This window comes from Geodermatophilus sp. SMS 5-13 (assembly GCF_059428245.1).
Window position 1 is genome coordinate 1,064,321 of record NZ_CP165729.1, and the last position, 18,652, is coordinate 1,082,972.

Sequence of the window (18,652 nt, forward strand, 5' to 3'; positions counted from 1 at the left end):
GCCGGTGGCGGGTTGATCACGGGTCGTGGCGACCGGCCGGACCGGTCCGCCACGCCCGCAGCTTCCTGCCGCTGACCTGCGGTTCTGCCCGCCTACGTTCTGATCGGACCCGTCTCCCCGCGGGTCGGACGAGAGAGCACGAGAGGCGGCGCGAGCGCGCATGGTCATCACCCGTACGGCCCTGGGCAGGAACGGTTTCCGGGGCGGTATCGACGTCCGGGTGAGCCTCCGGCACGACGCCGGCGTCGCGAGCGACTCCGCGTTCGACGGCGCCTGGTGGCCCCGCGGGCACGACCTCACCGTCGAGCTGCCCGAGCTGATCGCCGAGCTGGGCCGGCGCGGCGTCCGCGTCGAGCGGTTCACGTACTCGCTCCAGGCCTGGGCGCAGATCCCGCGCAAGATCGCCGTGCTCGGCCGGGTGATCCGCACCGGCGGCTTCCAGAGCATGGACGCGCAGGTGGTCTGCATCAGCTGGGACGGCGGAGCGCGGCGGGCCGACCTGCTCATCATCCCGCCGGAGACCGACGTCGTGACCGGGGCCCGGGCGCTGCGGCTGTGCACCCGCCGCGGGCTGCCCCGCTCGCCGTCGATGGTGCTGGCCGCCGCCCGCGCCACGCCGATCCCGCAGGTGCCGGAGCTGACGCCCGCGAGCTGATAGAAGGACCACCCTTCCCCCCACGCCTCGCAAGCTCGGCGCGGGACCCTGAAGGGTGGCCGTTATGCCGGCCGCGAACCGGCTGGACGGGGGGCCGTCCGCTCGGCTGGGGTGGGGGCATGCGGCTCCTCGTCCTCGGCGGCACCCACTTCCTCGGCCGGCACGTCGTGACCGCGGCGCTCGAGCGCGGGCACGACGTCGCGACGTTCACCCGCGGGGTGTCCGGCGCGCCGCCCGAGGGCGCCCGGGCGCTTCACGGCGACCGGAGCGACCCGGCCGCGCTGCCTGCCGCTCTCGGCGACTGGCGGCCGGAGCTCGTCGTCGACACCTCGTGCCAGACCCGGGCCGCCGCCGAGAACGCCGCCGCGGCCCTGGCCGACGCCCGCGGCTACGCGTTCGTGAGCAGCCTCAACGCCTACAGCACCTGGCCCCCCGGCCCGATCGGCGCCGAGGACGACGAGCCCACCTGGGACACCGACGAGGACGAGTACGGCGCGAACAAGGCCGCGGCCGAGCGGATCCTCGGCGCGGCGCTGGGGGAGCGGTTCCTCACCGCCCGGGCCGGGCTGATCGTCGGCCCGCACGACCCGCTCTACCGGCTGGGCTGGTGGCTGGACCGCATCGCCCGCGGCGGGCGCGTCGTCGTCCCCGAGACCCTCGACCAGCCGATGGCCGCCGTCGACGCCCGCGACCTGGCCGGCTGGCTCGTGCGGATGGCCGAGCGCGGGCAGGGCGGCGCGGTGAACGCCACCGGCCCGGCCGGGATGACCACCGTCGGTGGGATGCTGGAGCTCTGCCGGGAGGTCACCGGCGGCGACGCGCGGTGGGTGCGTGTGCCGGAGGCCGACCTGCTGGCCGCCGGCGTCGAGCCGTGGCAGCACCTGCCCTTCTGGCTGCCCGCCGACGTCGCGGTCACGGCGTGGGACGTCGACACCGCGCGCGCCCGCGAGCTCGGCCTGCCCAGCCGGCCGCTGCGCGAGTCGATCGCCGACAGCTGGGCCTGGATGCAGCGCAGCGAGCGACCGGAACCGCCGTCCGGCCGCTCGCTGCCCGGCCTGCCGCCGGAGCTCGAGGAGAAGCTGCTCGCCGACCGCTGAGCCGCGCGCGCTCAGTCCTGCGGCGCGCTCGGCCGCCCGGCGGTCAGCGGGGCCTCGGCCGGCCGCTCCTCCGCCACGTTCTCCTCGACAGCGACCGCCTCGGCGAGCTCGAGGGCCCGCTCCGCCCGGTACTGCCGGTAGGAGTGGACGACCGCCGCGGCCCAGACGGCGACCAGGACGGCGTAGACCACGGCGCGGACCCCGCCCGGCGCGTCGAGCCAGTCGCTGGTCAGCAGCGTGCGGGTGTTGGTCAGCACGATGATCCCGCCGACCAGCGAACCCAGCAGCCGCGGCGGCAGGTGGCGCACCAGCCAGGCGGCGATCGGGGCGGCGACCAGGCCGCCGGCGAGCAGGCCCAGCACCCAGACCGGGTCGATGCCCTGCGAGCCGAGCGAGAGCAGGAAGCCGAGGCTGGCGGCGAGCGCCACGAGGAACTCCGAGGTGTCGATCGAGCCGATCACCTTCCGCGGCTCCATCCGCCCGCTGGCCAGCAGCGCGGGGGTGCCGATCGGACCCCAGCCACCGCCGCCGGTCGCGTCGATGAAGCCGGCGACCAGACCCAGCGGGGCCAGGAACCGCTTGCGCACCGGCTTGCCCAGGTTGCGCCGGTCGAGGCCGCGCAGGGTGAACCGGACGAGCAGGTAGACGCCGATCGCGAGCAGGATCAGCGACATCACCGGCGCGGCGACCTCGGTGGAGAGGTGCGACAGCACCGTGGCGCCGGCGAACGCACCGACCGCACCGGGGACGCCGACCTTCGCGACGACCTTCCAGTCGACGTTGCCGAACTTCCAGTGCGACAGCCCCGAGACCAGCGTGGTGCCGATCTCGGCGAGGTGCACGCTGGCCGAGGCGCTCGCCGGGTTGACGGCGAGGGCGAGCAGCAGGGTGGTCGAGGTGGCGCCGTAGGCCATGCCGAGGCTGCCGTCGACGAGCTGGGCGCCCAGGCCGACCAGGGCGATCAGGACGAGGGACTTCACGAGGCTGGAGCTCCGGGGGTGCGCGCGACGCAAGCGGCCGCGGGGCGAGCGGAAGGCGGGGCGCCGGTCAGGCGCGGGGAGTCAGCAGCCCGGACAGGTCGCGGTGCAGACACGCAGCAGGTCGACGTGGATCCGCCCCACCAGGAGCACCGCCGTCGAAGCCACGGGCTATGTCTACCAGGCCGATCGACAATGCCGCACCCCTGCGTCCCAGTGAGCGGGAACTCTCAGGCCGGCTCGAGGACGTCGTTGCGGATGGTGAGCCACGCGAGGATCCCGCCGGCCGCGAACAGCGCCGCGCAGATCACCATCGCGCTGCGGAACGCGCCGGTGAACGCGTCGGGCCGCGCGTAGTCGGTGCCCGAGAGCCCGACGGCGACCGGCAGCGCGGCCACCGCGAGCAGTTGGGCGGCCCGGGCGACCGCGTTGTTCACGCCGCTGGCCACGCCGGCCATCGTGTCCGGCGCCGCGGCGAGCACGGTCGCCGTCAGCGGCGCCACCGTCGTCGCCATGCCCAGGCCCTGCAGGATCGAGCCGGGCAGCACCTCGATCCAGTACGGCAGGCCGCCGTCGACGCCGGTCAGCCACAGCGTGCCGGCCGCGGCGACCAGCGGGCCCACGGTCATCGGCAGCCGCGGGCCGATCCGCTGGGCGAGCGCGCCGGCCTGCGGCGAGAGCAGGGTGATCAGCAGGATGGTCGGCAGCATCGCGGCGCCGGCCGCGGTCGCGCTGTAGCCCAGCACCTCCTGCAGTTGCAGGACCAGGAACAGGGAGAAGCCGCCCAGGGCCCCGTAGACGGCGAAGGTGGACGCGTTGGCGCCGGTGAACTGCCGGTCCCGGAACAGCCGCGGCGGCAGCATCGGGTCGGCGACGCGCCGCTCGCGGACGACGAAGCCGATCCCGGCCAGCACGCCGAGGGCACCGGAGACGACGACGTCCACCCGGCCCGGGTCCTCACCGGCGGCGATCAGCGCGTAGGTGACCCCGCCGAGCCCGAGCGCGCCGAGCACCGCCCCGAGGACGTCGAAGCGGCCGTGGCGGCTGCTGTCCCGGCTCTCGGGCACGTGCCGCCCCGCGATGACGATGATCACCACCGCGACCGGGACGTTGACGAGGAAGACCAGCCGCCAGCTGGCGAGATCGACCAGCGCGCCGCCGACGAACGGGCCGACCAGCCCGGCGATCCCGGCCAGCGACGACCACAGGCCGATCGCCTTGCCGCGGTCGCCGTGCCGGAACGAGGACTGGATCAGCGACAGGCTGCCCGGGGTGAGCAGCGCGCCGCCCACACCCTGCAGCGCCCGGGCGGCGACCAGCTGCCCGGGCGACTGGGCCAGGCCGCAGAGCAGGGAGGCGGCGGCGAACCAGGCGACACCGAGCAGGAACACCCGGCGCCGGCCGTACCGATCGCCCAGCGAGCCGCCCAGCAGGATCAGCGCCGCCAGGGTCAGCGTGTAGCCGGTGATCGTCCACTGCAGGTCGGCCAGCGTCGAGCCCAGGTCGCGCCCGATCGAGGGCAGCGCGACCTGCACGGCGGTGCCGTCGAGGAACGCCATCCCCGAGGCGAGCACCGTGACGGCGATGAGCCAGCGGCCGCGCACGGTGCCCAGGGCCACCGGCCGCTCGAGCTGGCTGCCGGTCACCCTGCTGATGGTGTCAGCCGAGCAGGGCGCTCGTCAGGAAGTAGACGGCGGCGGCCACGATCCCCGCGGCCGGCAGGGTGACGATCCAGGCGATCACGATGTTGCCGGCCACGCCCCAGCGGACCGCCGAGAGCCGCCGGGTCGAGCCGACGCCCATGATCGACGTGGTCGTGATGTGCGTGGTCGACACCGGGACGGCGAACACCGTGGCGGTCGCGACCATGACCCCGGAGGCCACCGTCTGCGCGGCGAAGCCGCCGGCCGGGGTGAGCTGGATGACCCGCCGTCCCAGCGTCCGCATGATCCGGTAGCCGCCGGCGTAGGTGCCGGCGCTGATCGCCAGCGCCGCGGAGACGATGACCCAGAACGGCACGGTGAAGTCGTTGATCACGCCCGCGGTGACGAGGGCGAGGGTGATGATGCCCATCGTCTTCTGCGCGTCCTGCATGCCGTGACCGAGCGCCATGGTCGCCGAGCTGACGATCTGCGCGTAGCGGAAGTTGCGGTGCGCGCGGGTGGCGTTGGCGCGCCGGAACAGCCACAGGATCGCCAGCATGAACAGGTACCCCAGGCCGAAGCCGACCAGCGGCGAGACCACCATCGGGACGACGACCTTGTCGAAGACCCCGGACCACAGCACGGTGTGCGCCGCGGCCAGCGCCGCGCCGACCAGCCCGCCGATCAGCGCGTGCGAGGACGACGAGGGCAGCCCGAAGTACCAGGTGATCAGGTTCCAGGCGATCGCCCCGATCAGCGCGGCGAAGACGATGTGCAGGCCCTCGCTGCCCGTGGGCGCCTCGATGATGCCCTCGCCGACGGTCTTCGCGACCTTCGTGGAGATCACGGCGCCGACCAGGTTGGCCACGGCGGCCAGGGCCAGGGCCACCTTGGGGGTCAGGGCCTTCGTCGAGACGGCGACGGCGATCGCGTTGGCCGCGTCGTGGAAGCCGTTGGTGTAGTCGAACGCCAGCGCCACGACGACGATGACGATGAGCCCAAGCAGGAGCGGGTCCATCGCGGGGTCAGGACTCCTTGACCGCGATCGTCTCGACCACGTTGGCCACGTGCTCGAACGCGTCGGCGGCCTCCTCGAGCTGGTCGGCCACCTCCTTGAGCTTGAGGATCTCCAGCGCGTCGAACTCGCCGCTGTAGAGCCGGGAGATCAGCCGCCGGTAGAGCTTGTCCGCCTCGTTCTCGATGCGGTTGACCTCGATCCAGTAGTCGGAGAGGTCCTTGAGCGTCCGCAGCTTCGGCATCGCCTCCGCGGTGGTCTGCGCCGCCCGCTGCAGCAGCGCCGTCTGCTGGCTCATCTCGGCCGGCAGGGTGCCGAGGCCGGTGAGGATCACCAGGTCGGCCGCGGCCTCGACGAAGTCCATGACGTCGTCGAGATCGCTGGCCAGGTTGTAGATGTCCTCGCGGTCGAACGGCGTCACGAAGCTGGTGTTCAGCTGCCGGAAGATCGCGTGCGTCGACTGGTCCCCGGCGTGCTCGAGATCGCGCAGCTCCTTGGCGAGCTGTTCGCGCCGGGCGTGGTCGTGGATGAACTCGGAGAGGACGTTGGTCGCCGCGACGAGGTTCTCCGCCGACGCGGTGAACAGCGGGTAGAAGCTCGAGTCCTTGGGCGACAGGCTGAAGGGCACGCGTGGCTCCGGAAGAAGGGGGCAGATGCGGTCGGCGACCCTTCGGTCACGCGGCCGTCGGGAGCATAGGTGCCCAGCTTTCCCCCGTTGTTCACCTGCCCGACATTCACCCGTGGGCCGCGTCACCCTCCTCCCGCAGGCTGTCCACGAGGTCGGCGCGGGCGCGGGCCACGCGGGAGCGGATCGTGCCCACCGGGCAGCCGGCCACCTCGGCCGCCTCCGCGTACGGCAGGCCGAGCAGCTGGGTGAGGACGAAGGCCTCGCGCCGGTCGGCGTCGAGCCGGGTCAGCAGGTCGCTGACCACGGCGCCCTCGCCCACGCGGTCGGCGCTCTGGCCGCCGGCCAGGGCCTCGAGGTCGGCGTCCTCCCGGACCAGGACGAGCCGCCGCCGGCGGCGCGAGCGGACGGCGTCGGCGCAGGTCCGGCGGGCGATCGACAGCAGCCAGGTGCGCAGCGAGGAGCGGCCCTCGAAGCGGTGCAGGGAGCCGAAGGCGCGCAGGTAGGTCTCCTGCGTCAGGTCGTCGGCGGACTGCCGGTCGCCGAGCGCCGCGCACAGCCGCCAGACGTCGGACTGCGTGGCGCGCACCAGCGCGGCCGCGGCCACCGGGTCCCCGTCGACGGTGTCCGCCGCGAGCCGCTCGAGTTCGTCCACGTCCCCATCTTCGTCACAGGGACGGCGATTGGACGGGAACTCCCGCGCTTTGGGGAGCGACCATTCCCACATGCAGTGTCCTGTCTACCGCGAGGCGCTCTCCGCCCGGCTCGACGGAGAGGTCCTGGGCATGCCCGAGCGGGTGCTCGACGAGCACCTCGCCGGCTGCCCCCGGTGCGCCGCCTGGGCCGACGACACGGCGGCGGTGACCCGCCGGGCGCGGCTGGCGCCGGCCCCGCCGGTCCCGGACCTGACCGCGCGGGTGCTCGCCGCGCTGCCGCGCGAGCTGCCGGGCACCGCCGCTGCCGCCCGGGCCAGGCTGGTGACGACCGCGCTGCGGCTCGCGCTGCTGGCCGTCGGGGTGGCCCAGGCCGGCATCACCTGGCCGGCGCTGGCCGCCGGATCCGGGGCGATGAGCGCGCCGGTGCACATGGCGCACGAGACCGGCGCCTGGAACCTGGCGCTGGCCGCCGCCTTCCTCGCCGTGGCCGCGGCGCCGCGGCTGGCCGCCGGGGCGCTGCCGTTCCTCGGCACGTTCACGACGCTGCTCACCGTGGTCACGGTGCGCGACCTGGCCGCCGGCCACGTGCACGCCGACCGGGCCGTGCTGCACCTGCTGCTGGTCGTCGGTGTGCTGCTGGTGGCGGGGATGGCCTGGCGCGGCAGGCGCCGGCGCGCGGCGACCGCGCCCGTCCGGGGCCGGGTGGCGGCATGAGGCGCCGCGCGGCACTGCTGCTCGTCGCCCTGCTCGGCGGGTGGCTGCTCACCGGGGTCGTCGTCGCGGGGCCGGCGTCGGCGCACGCGGAGCTGGAGTCGACCAGCCCGGAGTCGGGCGCGCGGCTCGACACCGCGCCCGCCGAGGTGACGCTGACGTTCTCCGAGGGCGTCTCGCTGGGCGCCGGCTACGCGCGGGTGCTCGACTCCGGCCAGGCGCGGGTCGACACCGGGGCGCCGTCCGTCGACGGCGACGTCCTGACCATCCCGCTGCGCGCCGACCTGCCCGACGGCGGCTACCTGGTCACCTACCGGGTGATCTCGGCCGACTCCCACCCGGTCGCCGGTGCGTACTCGTTCGTCGTCGGCGAGGGCGAGCTGCTCAGCGCGGGGGCGGGGGACGTCGGCGACGCCACCGACCCGGGCATCGCCGTCGCCCTGCCGATCGCCCGCTGGCTCGGCTTCGCCGGCCTCGCCCTGGCCATCGGCATCCCGGTGCTGCTGCTGGTGTGCTGGCCGGCGGGCTGGCGCTCCGAGCGGCTGCGGCGGCTCAGCGAGGGCGGCGCGGTCGCCGTGGCCGTCGGTGCGCTGGCGACCTTCGCGCTGCAGGGTCCGTACGCCGCTGGGTCGGGGCTCGGGTCGGTGTTCGACCTCTCGCTGCTCGACACCACCGCGAGCACCGGCTACGGCGTCGTCACCATGATCCGGACGCTGCTGGCGTTCTACCTGCTCGCCGGGCTGGCGCCCGCCTGGCGCCGCGGGACGCCACCGTCGCCCCGGATGCTCGCGATCAACGGCGCCGCCGCGGTCGGCCTGGTGATCACCACCGCCGCCGTCGGCCACCCGGTCGCCGGCGCCTGGCCGGGGCTGGCGCTGCCGGTGACCGCCGTGCACGCGGCGGCAATGGCCGTCTGGCTCGGCGGGCTGACCGGCCTGCTGGCCGGCCTGCTCCGGTCCGACGTGCCGGCCGGCGAGCTCGCGACGGCGCTGCCGCGGTTCTCCCGGATGGCGTTCGGCTCCGTGGTCGCGCTGGTCGTCACCGGGATCGTCCAGTCCGTGCGCGAGGTCGGCTCGCCGGCGGCCCTGGTCGGGACGAGGTACGGCTGGCTGCTGGTCGCCAAGCTGCTGCTGGTCGCGGTGATCCTCGCCGCGGCGGGCGTCTCGCGGGTGTGGGTCCAGCAGCACCTGGGCGTGCCCGGCCCCCGCCGCCGGGTGACCGCGCAGGCCTTCGCGGCCGAGTCGGCGGTCGAGACCGAGGACCCCGCCGCCCGCCGGCGGGCCAAGGCGCAGGCCAGGGGGGCGGCCAAGGACCTGCCGCCGTTCCGCCGCTCGGTCCTGGTCGAGCTGCTGCTGGCCCTCGTCGTCCTCGGCGTGACGTCGGTGCTGGTCGGCACGGCGCCGGCCGAGTCCGCGCTGGCCCAGCCGGTCGACGTGACCGTGCCGCTGCAGGGCAGCGGCGGCGCCGAGGGCAGCGTGCAGATCTCCGTCGACCCCGCGCGCCCCGGACCGAACACGCTGCACGTCTACCTCTTCGACGACGCCGGCCAGCTCACCCAGCCGGCGGACATCGGCGTCACGATCACCGAGCCCGAGCAGCAGCTCGGCCCGATCGACGTCCCCCTCGTGGCGGGTGGCCCCGGCCACTACATCGCGGACGGGATGAACATCCCCGCGGCCGGCTCGTGGACGCTCACCGTGACCGTCCGCGTCGATGAGTTCACCGCCCGCACCGCCAGTACCGACTTCACCGTCCGCTGACCTGTGGACACCCCGCACCAGAGGAGAGCTGTGTCCCTGCCCCGCCCGGCCACCCGGCTCGGCATCGTCCTGGCCGCGCTGACCGGCCTGCTCACCCTCGGCATCGGCGTCGCCTCGGCGCACGTGACGGTGTCCTCGCCGGACGCCGCGGCCGGGGGGTTCGGCAAGGTCGTCTTCCGCGTCCCCAACGAGAGCGACACGGCGAGCACCGTGCGGCTGCGGATCCAGCTGCCCACGGACACCCCGTTCGCCTTCGTGAGCTACCAGCCGGTGCAGGGGTGGACGGCGACGCTCACCCGGACGCAGCTGGACCCGCCGGTGACCGGGGAGGACGGCGACGAGATCACCGAGGCGGTGTCGGTGGTCGACTTCGCCGCGGACCCGGGGGCGGGCATCGCGCCGGGCCAGTTCCAGGAGTTCGCGCTCTCGCTCGGCCAGTTCCCCGACGTCGACTCGGTGAGCTTCAGCGCGGTGCAGACCTACAGCGACGGCACCGAGTCGGCGTGGATCGAGCCCACCGTCGCGGGCCAGCCCGAGCCGGAGCGCCCGGCGCCGGTGCTGACGCTGGCCGCCGCGTCGGACGCCGCGAGCGGCGACACGGGCGCCGCCGCGGACTCCGGCCACGGCGGAGGGACGGCGAACGAGCCGGCCGGCCTGGCGCTCTTCCTCGCGATCCTCGCGCTGTTCGTCGGTGGCGCCGGCGTCGTCCTGGGGTGGACCGCGCGCCGACGTACCGTGTCCTCGTGACCTTCCCCCTCCGCGGCCGGCTGGCCGTCGTGCTCGCGGCAGGGCTCCTGCTGGCCGGCTGCGGCGGGTCCGGCGACTCCGGGGGCACCGCGGTGTCGCAGGCCGGGGCGGCGCACGAGCACGGCTCCGCGCCGGCCGAGGTGTCCGGGCCCCGGGGCGCGTACGCGGGCATCGACCTGGACCCGCCCTACCAGCGGCCCACGTTCACGCTGACCGACGCGAGCGGCGCCGCCTACGACTTCACCACCGCCACCAGCGGCCGCCCGACGCTGCTGTTCTTCGGCTACACCAACTGCCCCGACGTCTGCCCGACGACGATGGCCGACATCGCCGTCGCGCTGCGCGGCATGGACCCGGCGACGGCGGCGCAGGTCCAGGTGGTCTTCGTGACGACGGACCCGGCCCGCGACACGCCGGCCGTGCTGGGTGAGTACCTGCACCGGTTCGACGCCGACCTGCCGACCTCGTTCATCGGGCTGACCGGCGACCAGGCGGCGATCGACCAGGCGCAGCTGTCGGCCGGCGTGCCGCTGGCCGAGGAGAACGGCCAGGTGCACTCGTCGCTGCTGCTGCTCTACGGCGCGGACGACGAGGCGCACGTGGCCTTCGACGCGGGCAACACCCCGCGCGACATCGCCGAGGACCTCGCGACGGTGGCCGGCTCGTGAGACGGGTGCTGGTCGTCGTCCTCGCGGCGATCGCGGCGCTGCTGGTGGCCGGGCCCGCGCAGGCGCACGTCGGCGGCGGGACCGCGGGCAGCGACTTCGACGGGCGGGTGCTCGCGGTGACCCCGGCCATGCCCGGGGTCGCGGTGCGGGTGCTGCAGTTCGGCGACGAGTTCGAGCTGGTCAACGCGAGCAACACCGAGGTGCTCGTGCCGGGCTACTCGGACGAGCCGTACCTGCGCATCGGTCCGGACGGCGTCTGGCGCAACGCGCACAGCCCGGCGACCTGGATCAACCTGGACCGCTTCGGGCGGGTCACCCTGCCGGCCGACGCCGACCCCGCCGCCCAGCCGGACTGGCAGCAGGTCTCCACCGAGTCGTCCTACGTCTGGCACGACCACCGCACGCACTGGATGAGCCAGGGGCAGCTGCCGCCGACGGTGGCCGCCGACCCCACGCGCACCCACCGGGTGTTCCAGTGGGAGATCCCGATGTTCTACGGCGGGCAGGAGGTGACGGTCGCCGGGGAGCTGACCTGGAGCCCGCCGCCGTCGCCGTGGGTGGTCTGGCCCGTCTACGCCGTCCTGGCGCTGGCCGGTGCGCTCGCCGGGCTGCTGGCCCGCTCGCCGCGGCCGCTGGGGGCGCTGCTCGCCGTCGGCGCGGTCGCCGCCCTGTGGCACGCGCTGGCCACTCCGGCGCCGCCGGCCTCGCTCGGCTCGCACGTCGGCGCGATCGTCTCGGCGCTGCTGCCGGCGGCCATGGTGCTGCTGGTCGCCGCGCTGGGCATGCGGGCGGCGGTGCGCGGGCGCGGCGTGATGACCGGGCTGATGGCGCTGCTGCTCGGCTGGCTGCTGCTGATCGAGGGCCTGCCGGACGTCGACGTGCTGTGGAGCGCGCACGTGCTCTCCAACGGGCCGCAGTGGCCGGCGCGGGCGGCGGTCGCGGTGCTCATCGCGCTGGGCGCGGGTCTGGTGGTCGGCGGCATCGGTGCCGCGCGGCGGTTCCGCGATCCGGTCCGCCCGGCCGCCCGCGAGGACGCCGTCCTCCCCGCCTGAGCCCTGGGGGCCAAAATGGCCATTTTGGCCCCAAGGTGGCGGCATGCGGCTGCACCTCGACACCGACCTCGGCGGGGACCCGGACGACGCCTGCGCGCTGACCATGCTGCTCGGTTGGCCGGGCGTGGAGCTCACCGGCATCACCACGACGATCGACCCGGGCGGGCGGCGGGCCGGCTGCGTCGCCGCGCTGCTGGATCTCCTCGGCCGCGCCGACGTCCCGGTGACGGCGGGCGCGGCGATGTCGCTGACCACCCGGCAGCTCGCCGAGCCGGACGAGGCGCTCTTCCCGCCGGCCCCGCCCCGCCCCGCACCGGCCGGCGCGGCGCTGGACGTGCTCGAGCGCACCGTGGCCGACGGGGTGCGGATCGCCGCGATCGGGCCGCTGACCAACCTCGCGGCGCTCGAGCTGCTGCGGCCGGGCGCGCTGGCCGCCGCGGACCTCGTGGTGATGGGCGGCTGGGTGGATCCGCCCGCGTCCGGGTTCCCCGCCTGGGGACCGGAGCGGGACTGGAACGTGCAGTGGGACACCCGGGCCGCCGAGGTCGTGGCCGCAGCCGCGGGCCGGCTCACGCTGGTGCCCCTGCCGGCGACGCTGGCCGCGCCGCTCACCGGGCGCGATCTGTCGCGGCTGCGCGCGCTGGGCCCGGTGGGGGAGCTGCTGGCCCGCCAGAGCGAGGCCCGGCGCGACGAGGCGGGCTACGCCGAGCTGGGGCGCGCCCACCCCGGGCTGCCGGACGACCTCGTGAACTTCCACTTCGACCCGGTCGCCTGCGCGGTCGCGGCCGGCTGGGACGGCGTGCGCACCCGCACCGAGCGCCTGCATGCGTGGGTCGAGGACGGCGTCCTGCACTGGGGCGCTGATCGGCGGGAGCGTCGCGTCGAGGTGGTCACCGACGTCGACGGCGCCGCGTTCACCGCCGCGTGGTTCGCCGCCGTGGAGCGGGCGGTGGCGGGCTGACAATTTCGCACGGTGATGACACCGGTGTGATTCGTGAGACGGTTCACACGGCGTGTCCGGGTCGGACACGCCGCACGGGGGGTCACGAAAAGGTCACGCGGTGTTTGTATCTGCATCACCGAATCGGGCCCGAGAACCGGGCCGCTTCCCCCGAGACGGGCAGGTGCATGAGCGCGCGGAACGACGACGCCGACCTCCTCGAGCGGCCGGCACGGCATTCCAGGAAGCGGTCCTCCGGTCACCGGCGCCGTCCCATGCTGCTGCTCGCCGCGCTGGTCGCGGGCGGGCTCGGCGCCGGGGTCATCAGCTTCCAGGGCACGTCGGAGGCCGCCGCGGAGTCGACGTCCGTGCTCGCCGCCCAGGACATGCTCGCGACCAGCGACGAGGACGTCGAGCTCATGCCGATGGCCTCGATCACCGAGGCCGAGGCGCAGGCCCGGCTGGAGGAGGTCGCCGCGTCCCGCGCCGCGCGCGCGGAGGCCGAGGCCGCCGCCCGCGAGGCCGCACGGCCCAAGGCGGTGCTGCCGATCAAGGGCGCGCGGCTGAGCAGCACGTTCACCGCCCGCTGGGGCACCTTCCACTACGGGATCGACCTGGCCGCGCCGATGCACACGCCGGAGTACGCGGCGATGGACGGCGTGGTGCTCAAGGCCGGCGCGGCCAGCGGCTTCGGCCTCGCGGTCTACATCCTCCACGAGAACGGGGACGTCACCGTCTACGGCCACATGGACAAGATCCTGGTCGAGGCCGGGCAGTACGTGCAGGCCGGCGACGAGATCGCGCTGCTCGGCAACCGCGGCCAGTCCACGGGCCCGCACCTGCACTTCGAGGTGCACCAGGGCGGCATCGACGGCAAGCGGATCGACCCGATCCCGTGGCTGCACGCCCGCGGCGTCGAGGTCTGATCTGATCTGATCGCCGCCGTGAGTCGGGCGTCGGAGGAGAACAACCGGCGGCTGCTGCGCGCCCGCGACGCGATGGACCGGGCGTACGCCGAGCCGCTCGACGTCCCCACGCTGGCACGGATCGCGCACGTCTCGGAGGCGCACTTCATCCGCCAGTTCCGGGCCGCGTTCGGGGAGACGCCGAACCGCTACCTGCAGCGGCGCCGGGTGGAGCGGGCGATGTGGCTGCTGCGGTCGACCGACAAGAGCGTCACCGACATCTGCATGGACGTCGGGTTCGCCAGCCTCGGCACGTTCAGCCGGGTGTTCCGCGACATCGTCGGCGAGCCGCCGAGCGCCTACCGGCTGCGCGGGCCGCTGCCGCCCGTCCCGTCGTGCTTCGCGATGGCCTGGACCAGACCGAGCAGTTTTGGAGAAGCCCCAGGTCAGTGAGGGCTTCTAGCGTTCCCCGCATGTTGAACTCACTCGGCACCTCGCAGATCTACGTCACCGACCAGGACCAGGCGCTGGACTTCTACGTCGGCAAGCTCGGCATGGAGGTCCGTGAGGACGTCGACCTCGGCTTCATGCGCTGGCTCACCGTGCAGGTCCCCGGCGACGACCGGGGAATCCTTCTCGAGGTCCCCGGGCCGCCGTCCATGAGCCAGGACACCGCCGCCCAGGTCCGCGAACTGCTCAGCAAGGGCTCGACCGGTGGCCACCTCTTCTTCCGCTGCGACGACGCGCACAAGACGTACGCGGAGCTGAAGGAGAAGGGCGTGGACATCGCCGAGGAGCCGGTCGACCAGCCCTACGGCATCGACTTCGGCCTGCGCGACCCGTTCGGCAATCACATCCGGATCGCCCAGATGAAGCAGGGCTGACCGTCACGGCAGGGGTGGAACGCGTGACGCGGCGCACCCACCCCTGCCGCCGGTCCGCCGCCGCGGCCCTGTACAGTTGCCAACGGCTCGGACGCACCAGACCGGGTCGTAAGGGGCTGTGGCGCAGCTGGTAGCGCACCACACTGGCAGTGTGGGGGTCAGGGGTTCGAGTCCCCTCAGCTCCACCCCTCTGATCAGGCCGTTCCTCCTCCGGAGGGACGGCCTGAGTCGTTCTGGTGCCACCGTGGTGGCCACTGAAGCCGATCTAGTGCCAGCTCAGTCCCACAGTGCTCGTCCCATCCGGTGCGCCGCGTCCCGGCCGAGGGCCGGCATCACATGGCTGTAGGCGTCCTGGTCGTTCGGATCTGTGCGTGGCCGAGCACCTCCATGACGCCCCGCGGGTGGACGCCCTCGGCCAGCAGCAGCGTCGCCGCGGTGTGCCGGCCGTCGTGCAGTAGGACCTCGCGCACGCCCGCCTCGGCCAGGAGCCTCTTCCAGGCCTTCCAGTCTGACTTCCGCTCGATCGGTCGCCCGTTCACCTGCACGAAGACCAGGTCGTTCTCCTGCCAGAGCGAACCGACTGTGCCCGTTCGTGGGGGTGATGATGCTGGACGTCTGGCGACTGCACGTCGGACTGCTGGCGCTGAATGGTATCGGCGCCGCAGGACTGCGGAGGAATCCGAGGTCAGACGTCAGGAGTGCCGGGACCGAGTACGTTCCACGTCAACCTACGAAGGATCTCCTGAAAGGTGACGTGGAACAGGTTGATTGCGCTTGAACTCTTCAGCTCGGCGCACCCATCGTGATGGTTCGAACCCTGTTGCGGGCTTCTTCTGCTGCAACGGAGTCCAGGCTCGCAGCCACTACCTCGATGAATGTCCTTTGGCCCACCGATACGCAGGTGACCAGCACCGCAACACCTGCGCCGTTGAGCATGCCGGCGCCTGCAATGTGAGGACCGGATGTAAAGGCTACTTGGAGGCCTCTCTCGGTGATTGCGAATTGCGCATCTCTCAGAGCCTCTTCTTGTGACTTGGCCCTTGTGTCTGAACCCACCTGGATATTTGGAGCGTCCGCCATCATCGTCTCCTTCTGGGTAGATCGCGCTGTTTCTCTCGCAACCACTCCAGCTGGGCCGGGTCCAGGTCGCCATCGCAAACTCGACCTCCCGCAGGACCAGGCTGAGTCTCGCTTGGGGCCTTCGGGCTGTAGCGGTTCGGTGCTGCCACAGACAGGTGACCACCTACTACGTCACCGCGGGTGCGCGACGTGATCCACGACATCAACGCCGACGGACTTAACTCACCGCGTCCGGAGTACGCCGGCGGGCGGCCTCCGAAGCTCACCCTGGCTGAGCTGCAGTGGATGAAGAAGACGGCGGCGCGTCCCGGCGATCACGGGCTGCCGTTCTCGACCTGGAGCCTGTCGAAGCTGGTCGACTCAAGAGCGTCGGGGGCGGCTTGTTGCTGCTCGGCGTCGGGCAGGCCGTGGACCACTTGGCCGAGGTGGACGCCCTCCAGCTCCTCGACGGCGGCTCGGCCGAACTGTCGGCTCGCGACTTGGCCGGGTGGCGATTGTCTTCGACTGCACGGCTGTTCCCGTGTGTCGTCGCGCAGCTGTATGCGCTGCGAGGCATGGCACCGGCTGATACCGGCGTCTTCGAGCGGTTGCACCGGGCCATGCTCGACCGGCTCGGCCAGCAGGGGCAGCTGGACTGGTCGCGGGTCTGCCCGGGTCATCGGCGGCGGGGGAAGAGCAGGCTCAGTGCGGGCGGGGGGCGGAACGGTGTCCAGGCGCCCTCGGCCATCGCCAGCCGGTCGGCCAGCAGCCAGAGAACTGCCGGGTTGTAGGCAAGGCCGAGGTGGCTGCCGTGTACCTCTACGTTCTCCCGCCGAGAGCGGAGCTCGTACCGACATGACGACCAGTGCACGATGCCGTCGGCCCGGGTGTAGACCGACGTCGCGGGCACGCGCAGGGAGCCGCGCTCGGCCCAGGGCCGAGGCAGCGCTGCCGCCGCGCGGAGCAGGCGGGTGCCGCCGTCGACGATCCCCGAGGCGGTGCGGACCCAGGGCGCCGATCGCACCACCGGCGTGCCGAGGGTGACCAGTCCGCGGACGCTGCCCGGCGCGGCTCTGGCCAGTTCCTGCGCGTAGAGCCCGCCGAGACTCCAGCCGACCAGGCTGACCCGCCGTCCCGAGGTTCGGTGCAACCGCTGGAGTCGGGCGCGCAACGTGTCGACGACGCGACCCGTCGGGCCCCGGTTGATGCCCAGCCTCCAGCCGGACACGTTGTGGCCCAGGGCGCGCAGCGCGGTCCGGAGCACGATGGTGGCGGGGTCGCCGGTCATCAGCCCCGGCAGCACCAGCACCGGGTGGCCGTCACCGCGGCGGGCAGCCGCGAGCAACGGCCAGGCAGCCGCCAGGGCGGCGAGGTCCAGACCCGCCCGCGGCGGCTCGCTGAGCAGCGAGGCTCGTGAGGGGTAGCGCTTGACGGCAGGCACCCGGACAGCATCCATGGCGCGGAACGTGCCCACCTGGGGGCCGTCCACAGCCGGCCCGCCTCGGCATGGGGAGAAGTCTTTGGGAAGGCACGCGGTTCCTCTGGGGTGATCGCCAACCTGGGCCGTGTCCAGCATCCGGAGACCGCCCGTACCCCTGCCGGAAATCCAGCTCACTGGTTAGTGCCTCGTCGTCTCGCATTCGTTGCAGAGCATCGCCCCGTGGCCGCTGTCGCCGATGTTGATGACGACGCTGGTGGCGGCCGGCGCTGACGACGGCGACGTCGGCCTTGTCGTCAGCGCCGGTCCCGTCGGCGCTCTCCCGTCAGACCATCTCAGCGACCTGCCCGGAGACTTGCGCCACGCCGTCCAGGACGAACACGTGCACACGCTCGTCGCCGGCCCGGCGAATGCGGTGGGTGAGCGCTACGTCGTCGTCGATGTAGACCTCGAGGATCTCACCGTCGAGCACCGCCCGGACCCGGTACGGTGCGCTGTCCCGCCCGGGCAGGAGGGCCGCCGAGGCGAGCACGGGTCCGTCGACCTCGCGGTATTGGGAGCTGCGCCCGGTGAGGTCGGCCCAGAAGTCGTCGAGTGGCTGCGGCTCGAGTGTCAATGCCGCTCGCCGCTGGGCGAGGTCCAGCGTCAGCCGCACCGAGGCGTCGGTCGATGCCTGCAGCAGGTCGACCCCGACGGCCGCGGCGTCGTCCGCCGCGAAGGTCACGTCGATCAGGGCCCGCCGCGGCAGGACGCTGGACACCTGCGCGGTGCCGTGCCCGCCCACGGCGCCTACCTCACGTTCGTCCAGCGCGCCGACCGGCGAACCGACCTCCGGCGCGACGGCGCAGCGGACCGAGAACACCGGCCCGGCCTCCGTCTTCACCGGCGTGACGATCCGGGGGAGGGTGAAGTCGCCGCCCCACTGCCACCGGCGACCACCGTCGGGATGATCGACGACGTCGTGCACCCAGCCGAAGAAGGCGCGGGCACCCTGCCACGGGGCCGACTTCGCCGCGTACCAACGGCGACCGCCGAACTCGTCACGGGTGGGGATGCGGAACGGCCCGCGCGGCGAGTCGGCCACCCGGAACATCGTCGAGACCTTCTCGGAGAACCGGGAGTACACGAGGTACCAGCGACTTTCGTGCTCCCACAGTTCCGGGCACTCGGGGCAGAAGGTGTCGCCCGGGTCGTAGAAGGGTTCCTCCTCGACCTGCCAGGTGACGAGGTCGTCGGAGGTGGCCAGCACGATGCACCCGCGGGTCCACCGCGGCCCATCGTTGCGCCGGGCGGCGATGAGCATCCACCACGTCCCCTCCGCCTCGTTGAAGAAGACGTAGGGGTCGCGCCAGTCGATCTGCTCGAAGCCGGCGGTCGGAAGCACCAGCGGGTTGCCGGGGTGCTTCTCGAACGTCACCAGGTCCTGGCTGGTGGCGAGGCAGATCGTCTGCGGGTTCGCCGAGCCGGGGTCGTGCGCGGTGTAGAAGAGGTAGAAGGTGCCGTCCTTCTCAACGACGGACCCGGTCCAGATGCCGCCGGCGTCGTAGCTGCCCTCGGGGCCCGGCGCAACCGCCGGCGCGAGCTCCCGCCACTCCTGGAGGTCGTCGGAGACGGCGTGCTGCCACGTCGTACGGACCCTCTCGGGGTAGTCCAGCGGCCCGTGCGGGGAGGACAGGTAGAACAGGTGCATCGTCCCGTCGTGGGCGAACGGGATGGCATCCCCCGCCGCAGCGGCGCCACGGGGCCGTCGGAAGAAGGGCACGATCTCTCCAGTCTGCTCAGTGCCGTCACACTTGCGGGTGACGGTGGTGGTTCGGGTC

At 73.5% G+C, this 18,652-nt stretch carries 21 protein-coding genes, 1 tRNA gene and 1 pseudogene; 13 read left to right on the forward strand and 10 right to left on the reverse strand.

Annotated elements, in window-relative coordinates:
- The first annotated feature begins 220 nt into the window (after positions 1-220).
- Entirely contained in the window at positions 221-655 is a 435-nt protein-coding gene (locus AB3388_RS05255; protein WP_495409705.1) for a DUF5994 family protein, read from the forward strand.
- Between the two features lie 119 nt (positions 656-774).
- On the forward strand, positions 775-1,752 hold the full coding sequence (locus tag AB3388_RS05260) for an NAD-dependent epimerase/dehydratase family protein (RefSeq protein WP_495409706.1): 978 nt from the start codon (positions 775-777) through the stop codon (positions 1,750-1,752).
- An 11-nt stretch (positions 1,753-1,763) separates the two neighbouring features.
- Here AB3388_RS05260 and AB3388_RS05265 read toward each other — a convergent pair whose 3' ends face one another.
- The 6 genes from AB3388_RS05265 to AB3388_RS05290 form a co-directional block, all read right to left on the reverse strand.
- Entirely contained in the window at positions 1,764-2,732 is a 969-nt protein-coding gene (locus AB3388_RS05265; RefSeq protein ID WP_495409707.1) for a sulfite exporter TauE/SafE family protein, read from the reverse strand.
- Positions 2,733-2,813: 81 nt separating this feature from the next.
- Positions 2,814-2,897, reverse strand: a complete 84-nt coding sequence (locus tag AB3388_RS05270; protein ID WP_495411438.1) for a putative leader peptide — start codon at positions 2,895-2,897, stop codon at positions 2,814-2,816.
- A gap of 62 nt (positions 2,898-2,959) precedes the next feature.
- Positions 2,960-4,375: an MFS transporter gene (locus AB3388_RS05275; RefSeq protein WP_495409708.1), complete on the reverse strand. Its 1,416-nt coding sequence runs from the start codon at positions 4,373-4,375 to the stop codon at positions 2,960-2,962.
- Between the two features lie 13 nt (positions 4,376-4,388).
- Positions 4,389-5,390 (reverse strand): inorganic phosphate transporter, encoded by a 1,002-nt coding sequence (locus AB3388_RS05280; RefSeq protein WP_495409709.1) that lies wholly within the window; start codon positions 5,388-5,390, stop codon positions 4,389-4,391.
- A gap of 7 nt (positions 5,391-5,397) precedes the next feature.
- A complete protein-coding gene (locus AB3388_RS05285) occupies positions 5,398-6,015 on the reverse strand; it encodes a DUF47 domain-containing protein (RefSeq protein ID WP_495409710.1) in 618 nt (205 codons plus the stop codon).
- A gap of 106 nt (positions 6,016-6,121) precedes the next feature.
- Entirely contained in the window at positions 6,122-6,667 is a 546-nt protein-coding gene (locus AB3388_RS05290) for a sigma-70 family RNA polymerase sigma factor (RefSeq protein WP_495409711.1), read from the reverse strand.
- A gap of 70 nt (positions 6,668-6,737) precedes the next feature.
- Between AB3388_RS05290 and AB3388_RS05295 the strand changes: the two genes are divergently transcribed.
- The 10 genes from AB3388_RS05295 to AB3388_RS05340 all read left to right on the forward strand — a co-directional run bounded on the left by AB3388_RS05295 (position 6,738) and on the right by AB3388_RS05340 (position 14,520).
- Positions 6,738-7,382: a zf-HC2 domain-containing protein gene (locus tag AB3388_RS05295; RefSeq protein ID WP_495409712.1), complete on the forward strand. Its 645-nt coding sequence runs from the start codon at positions 6,738-6,740 to the stop codon at positions 7,380-7,382.
- Complete coding sequence (locus tag AB3388_RS05300; RefSeq protein WP_495409713.1) at positions 7,379-9,139, forward strand: copper resistance CopC/CopD family protein; 1,761 nt, start codon at positions 7,379-7,381, stop codon at positions 9,137-9,139. The genes AB3388_RS05295 and AB3388_RS05300 overlap by 4 nt, the downstream gene beginning before the upstream one ends.
- A gap of 30 nt (positions 9,140-9,169) precedes the next feature.
- On the forward strand, positions 9,170-9,886 hold the full coding sequence (locus AB3388_RS05305; protein ID WP_495409714.1) for a YcnI family protein: 717 nt from the start codon (positions 9,170-9,172) through the stop codon (positions 9,884-9,886).
- Complete coding sequence (locus AB3388_RS05310) at positions 9,883-10,554, forward strand: SCO family protein (RefSeq protein ID WP_495409715.1); 672 nt, start codon at positions 9,883-9,885, stop codon at positions 10,552-10,554. Before AB3388_RS05305 ends, AB3388_RS05310 begins: the two co-directional genes overlap by 4 nt.
- Positions 10,551-11,606 (forward strand): hypothetical protein, encoded by a 1,056-nt coding sequence (locus AB3388_RS05315; RefSeq protein WP_495409716.1) that lies wholly within the window; start codon positions 10,551-10,553, stop codon positions 11,604-11,606. The genes AB3388_RS05310 and AB3388_RS05315 overlap by 4 nt, the downstream gene beginning before the upstream one ends.
- A gap of 43 nt (positions 11,607-11,649) precedes the next feature.
- A complete protein-coding gene (locus tag AB3388_RS05320) occupies positions 11,650-12,567 on the forward strand; it encodes a nucleoside hydrolase (protein ID WP_495409717.1) in 918 nt (305 codons plus the stop codon).
- Between the two features lie 167 nt (positions 12,568-12,734).
- Entirely contained in the window at positions 12,735-13,472 is a 738-nt protein-coding gene (locus AB3388_RS05325) for a M23 family metallopeptidase (RefSeq protein WP_495409718.1), read from the forward strand.
- An 18-nt stretch (positions 13,473-13,490) separates the two neighbouring features.
- Positions 13,491-13,904, forward strand: a complete 414-nt coding sequence (locus AB3388_RS05330) for a helix-turn-helix domain-containing protein (RefSeq protein ID WP_495409719.1) — start codon at positions 13,491-13,493, stop codon at positions 13,902-13,904.
- Positions 13,905-13,924: 20 nt separating this feature from the next.
- Positions 13,925-14,335: a VOC family protein gene (locus AB3388_RS05335; protein WP_495409720.1), complete on the forward strand. Its 411-nt coding sequence runs from the start codon at positions 13,925-13,927 to the stop codon at positions 14,333-14,335.
- 112 nt (positions 14,336-14,447) lie between these two features.
- Positions 14,448-14,520, forward strand: a tRNA-Ala gene (locus AB3388_RS05340).
- 147 nt (positions 14,521-14,667) lie between these two features.
- On the opposite strand, the gene AB3388_RS05345 is transcribed toward AB3388_RS05340, so the two are convergent.
- The gene (locus AB3388_RS05345; RefSeq protein WP_495411439.1) at positions 14,668-15,024 is read right to left on the reverse strand and encodes a tyrosine-type recombinase/integrase; all 357 of its coding nucleotides are present in this window, start codon (positions 15,022-15,024) and stop codon (positions 14,668-14,670) included.
- 705 nt (positions 15,025-15,729) lie between these two features.
- Positions 15,730-16,008 carry a hypothetical protein gene (locus tag AB3388_RS05350; RefSeq protein WP_495411491.1) on the reverse strand — a complete coding sequence of 93 codons (279 nt, stop codon included), beginning with the start codon at positions 16,006-16,008 and terminating at the stop codon, positions 15,730-15,732.
- Between AB3388_RS05350 and AB3388_RS05355 the strand changes: the two are divergent.
- Positions 15,979-16,065 (forward strand): annotated as a pseudogene (locus AB3388_RS05355) (IS5/IS1182 family transposase); the annotation flags it as partial. The gene AB3388_RS05350 and the pseudogene AB3388_RS05355 sit on opposite strands and share 30 nt — an antisense overlap.
- Before the next feature lie 5 nt (positions 16,066-16,070).
- On the opposite strand, the gene AB3388_RS05360 reads toward AB3388_RS05355, so the two are convergent.
- Together AB3388_RS05360 and AB3388_RS05365 are read right to left on the reverse strand one after the other, a co-directional pair.
- The gene (locus AB3388_RS05360) at positions 16,071-16,835 is read right to left on the reverse strand and encodes an esterase/lipase family protein (protein ID WP_495409721.1); all 765 of its coding nucleotides are present in this window, start codon (positions 16,833-16,835) and stop codon (positions 16,071-16,073) included.
- Between the two features lie 322 nt (positions 16,836-17,157).
- The gene (locus tag AB3388_RS05365) at positions 17,158-18,594 is read right to left on the reverse strand and encodes a family 43 glycosylhydrolase (RefSeq protein ID WP_495409722.1); all 1,437 of its coding nucleotides are present in this window, start codon (positions 18,592-18,594) and stop codon (positions 17,158-17,160) included.
- Positions 18,595-18,652 lie beyond the last annotated feature (58 nt).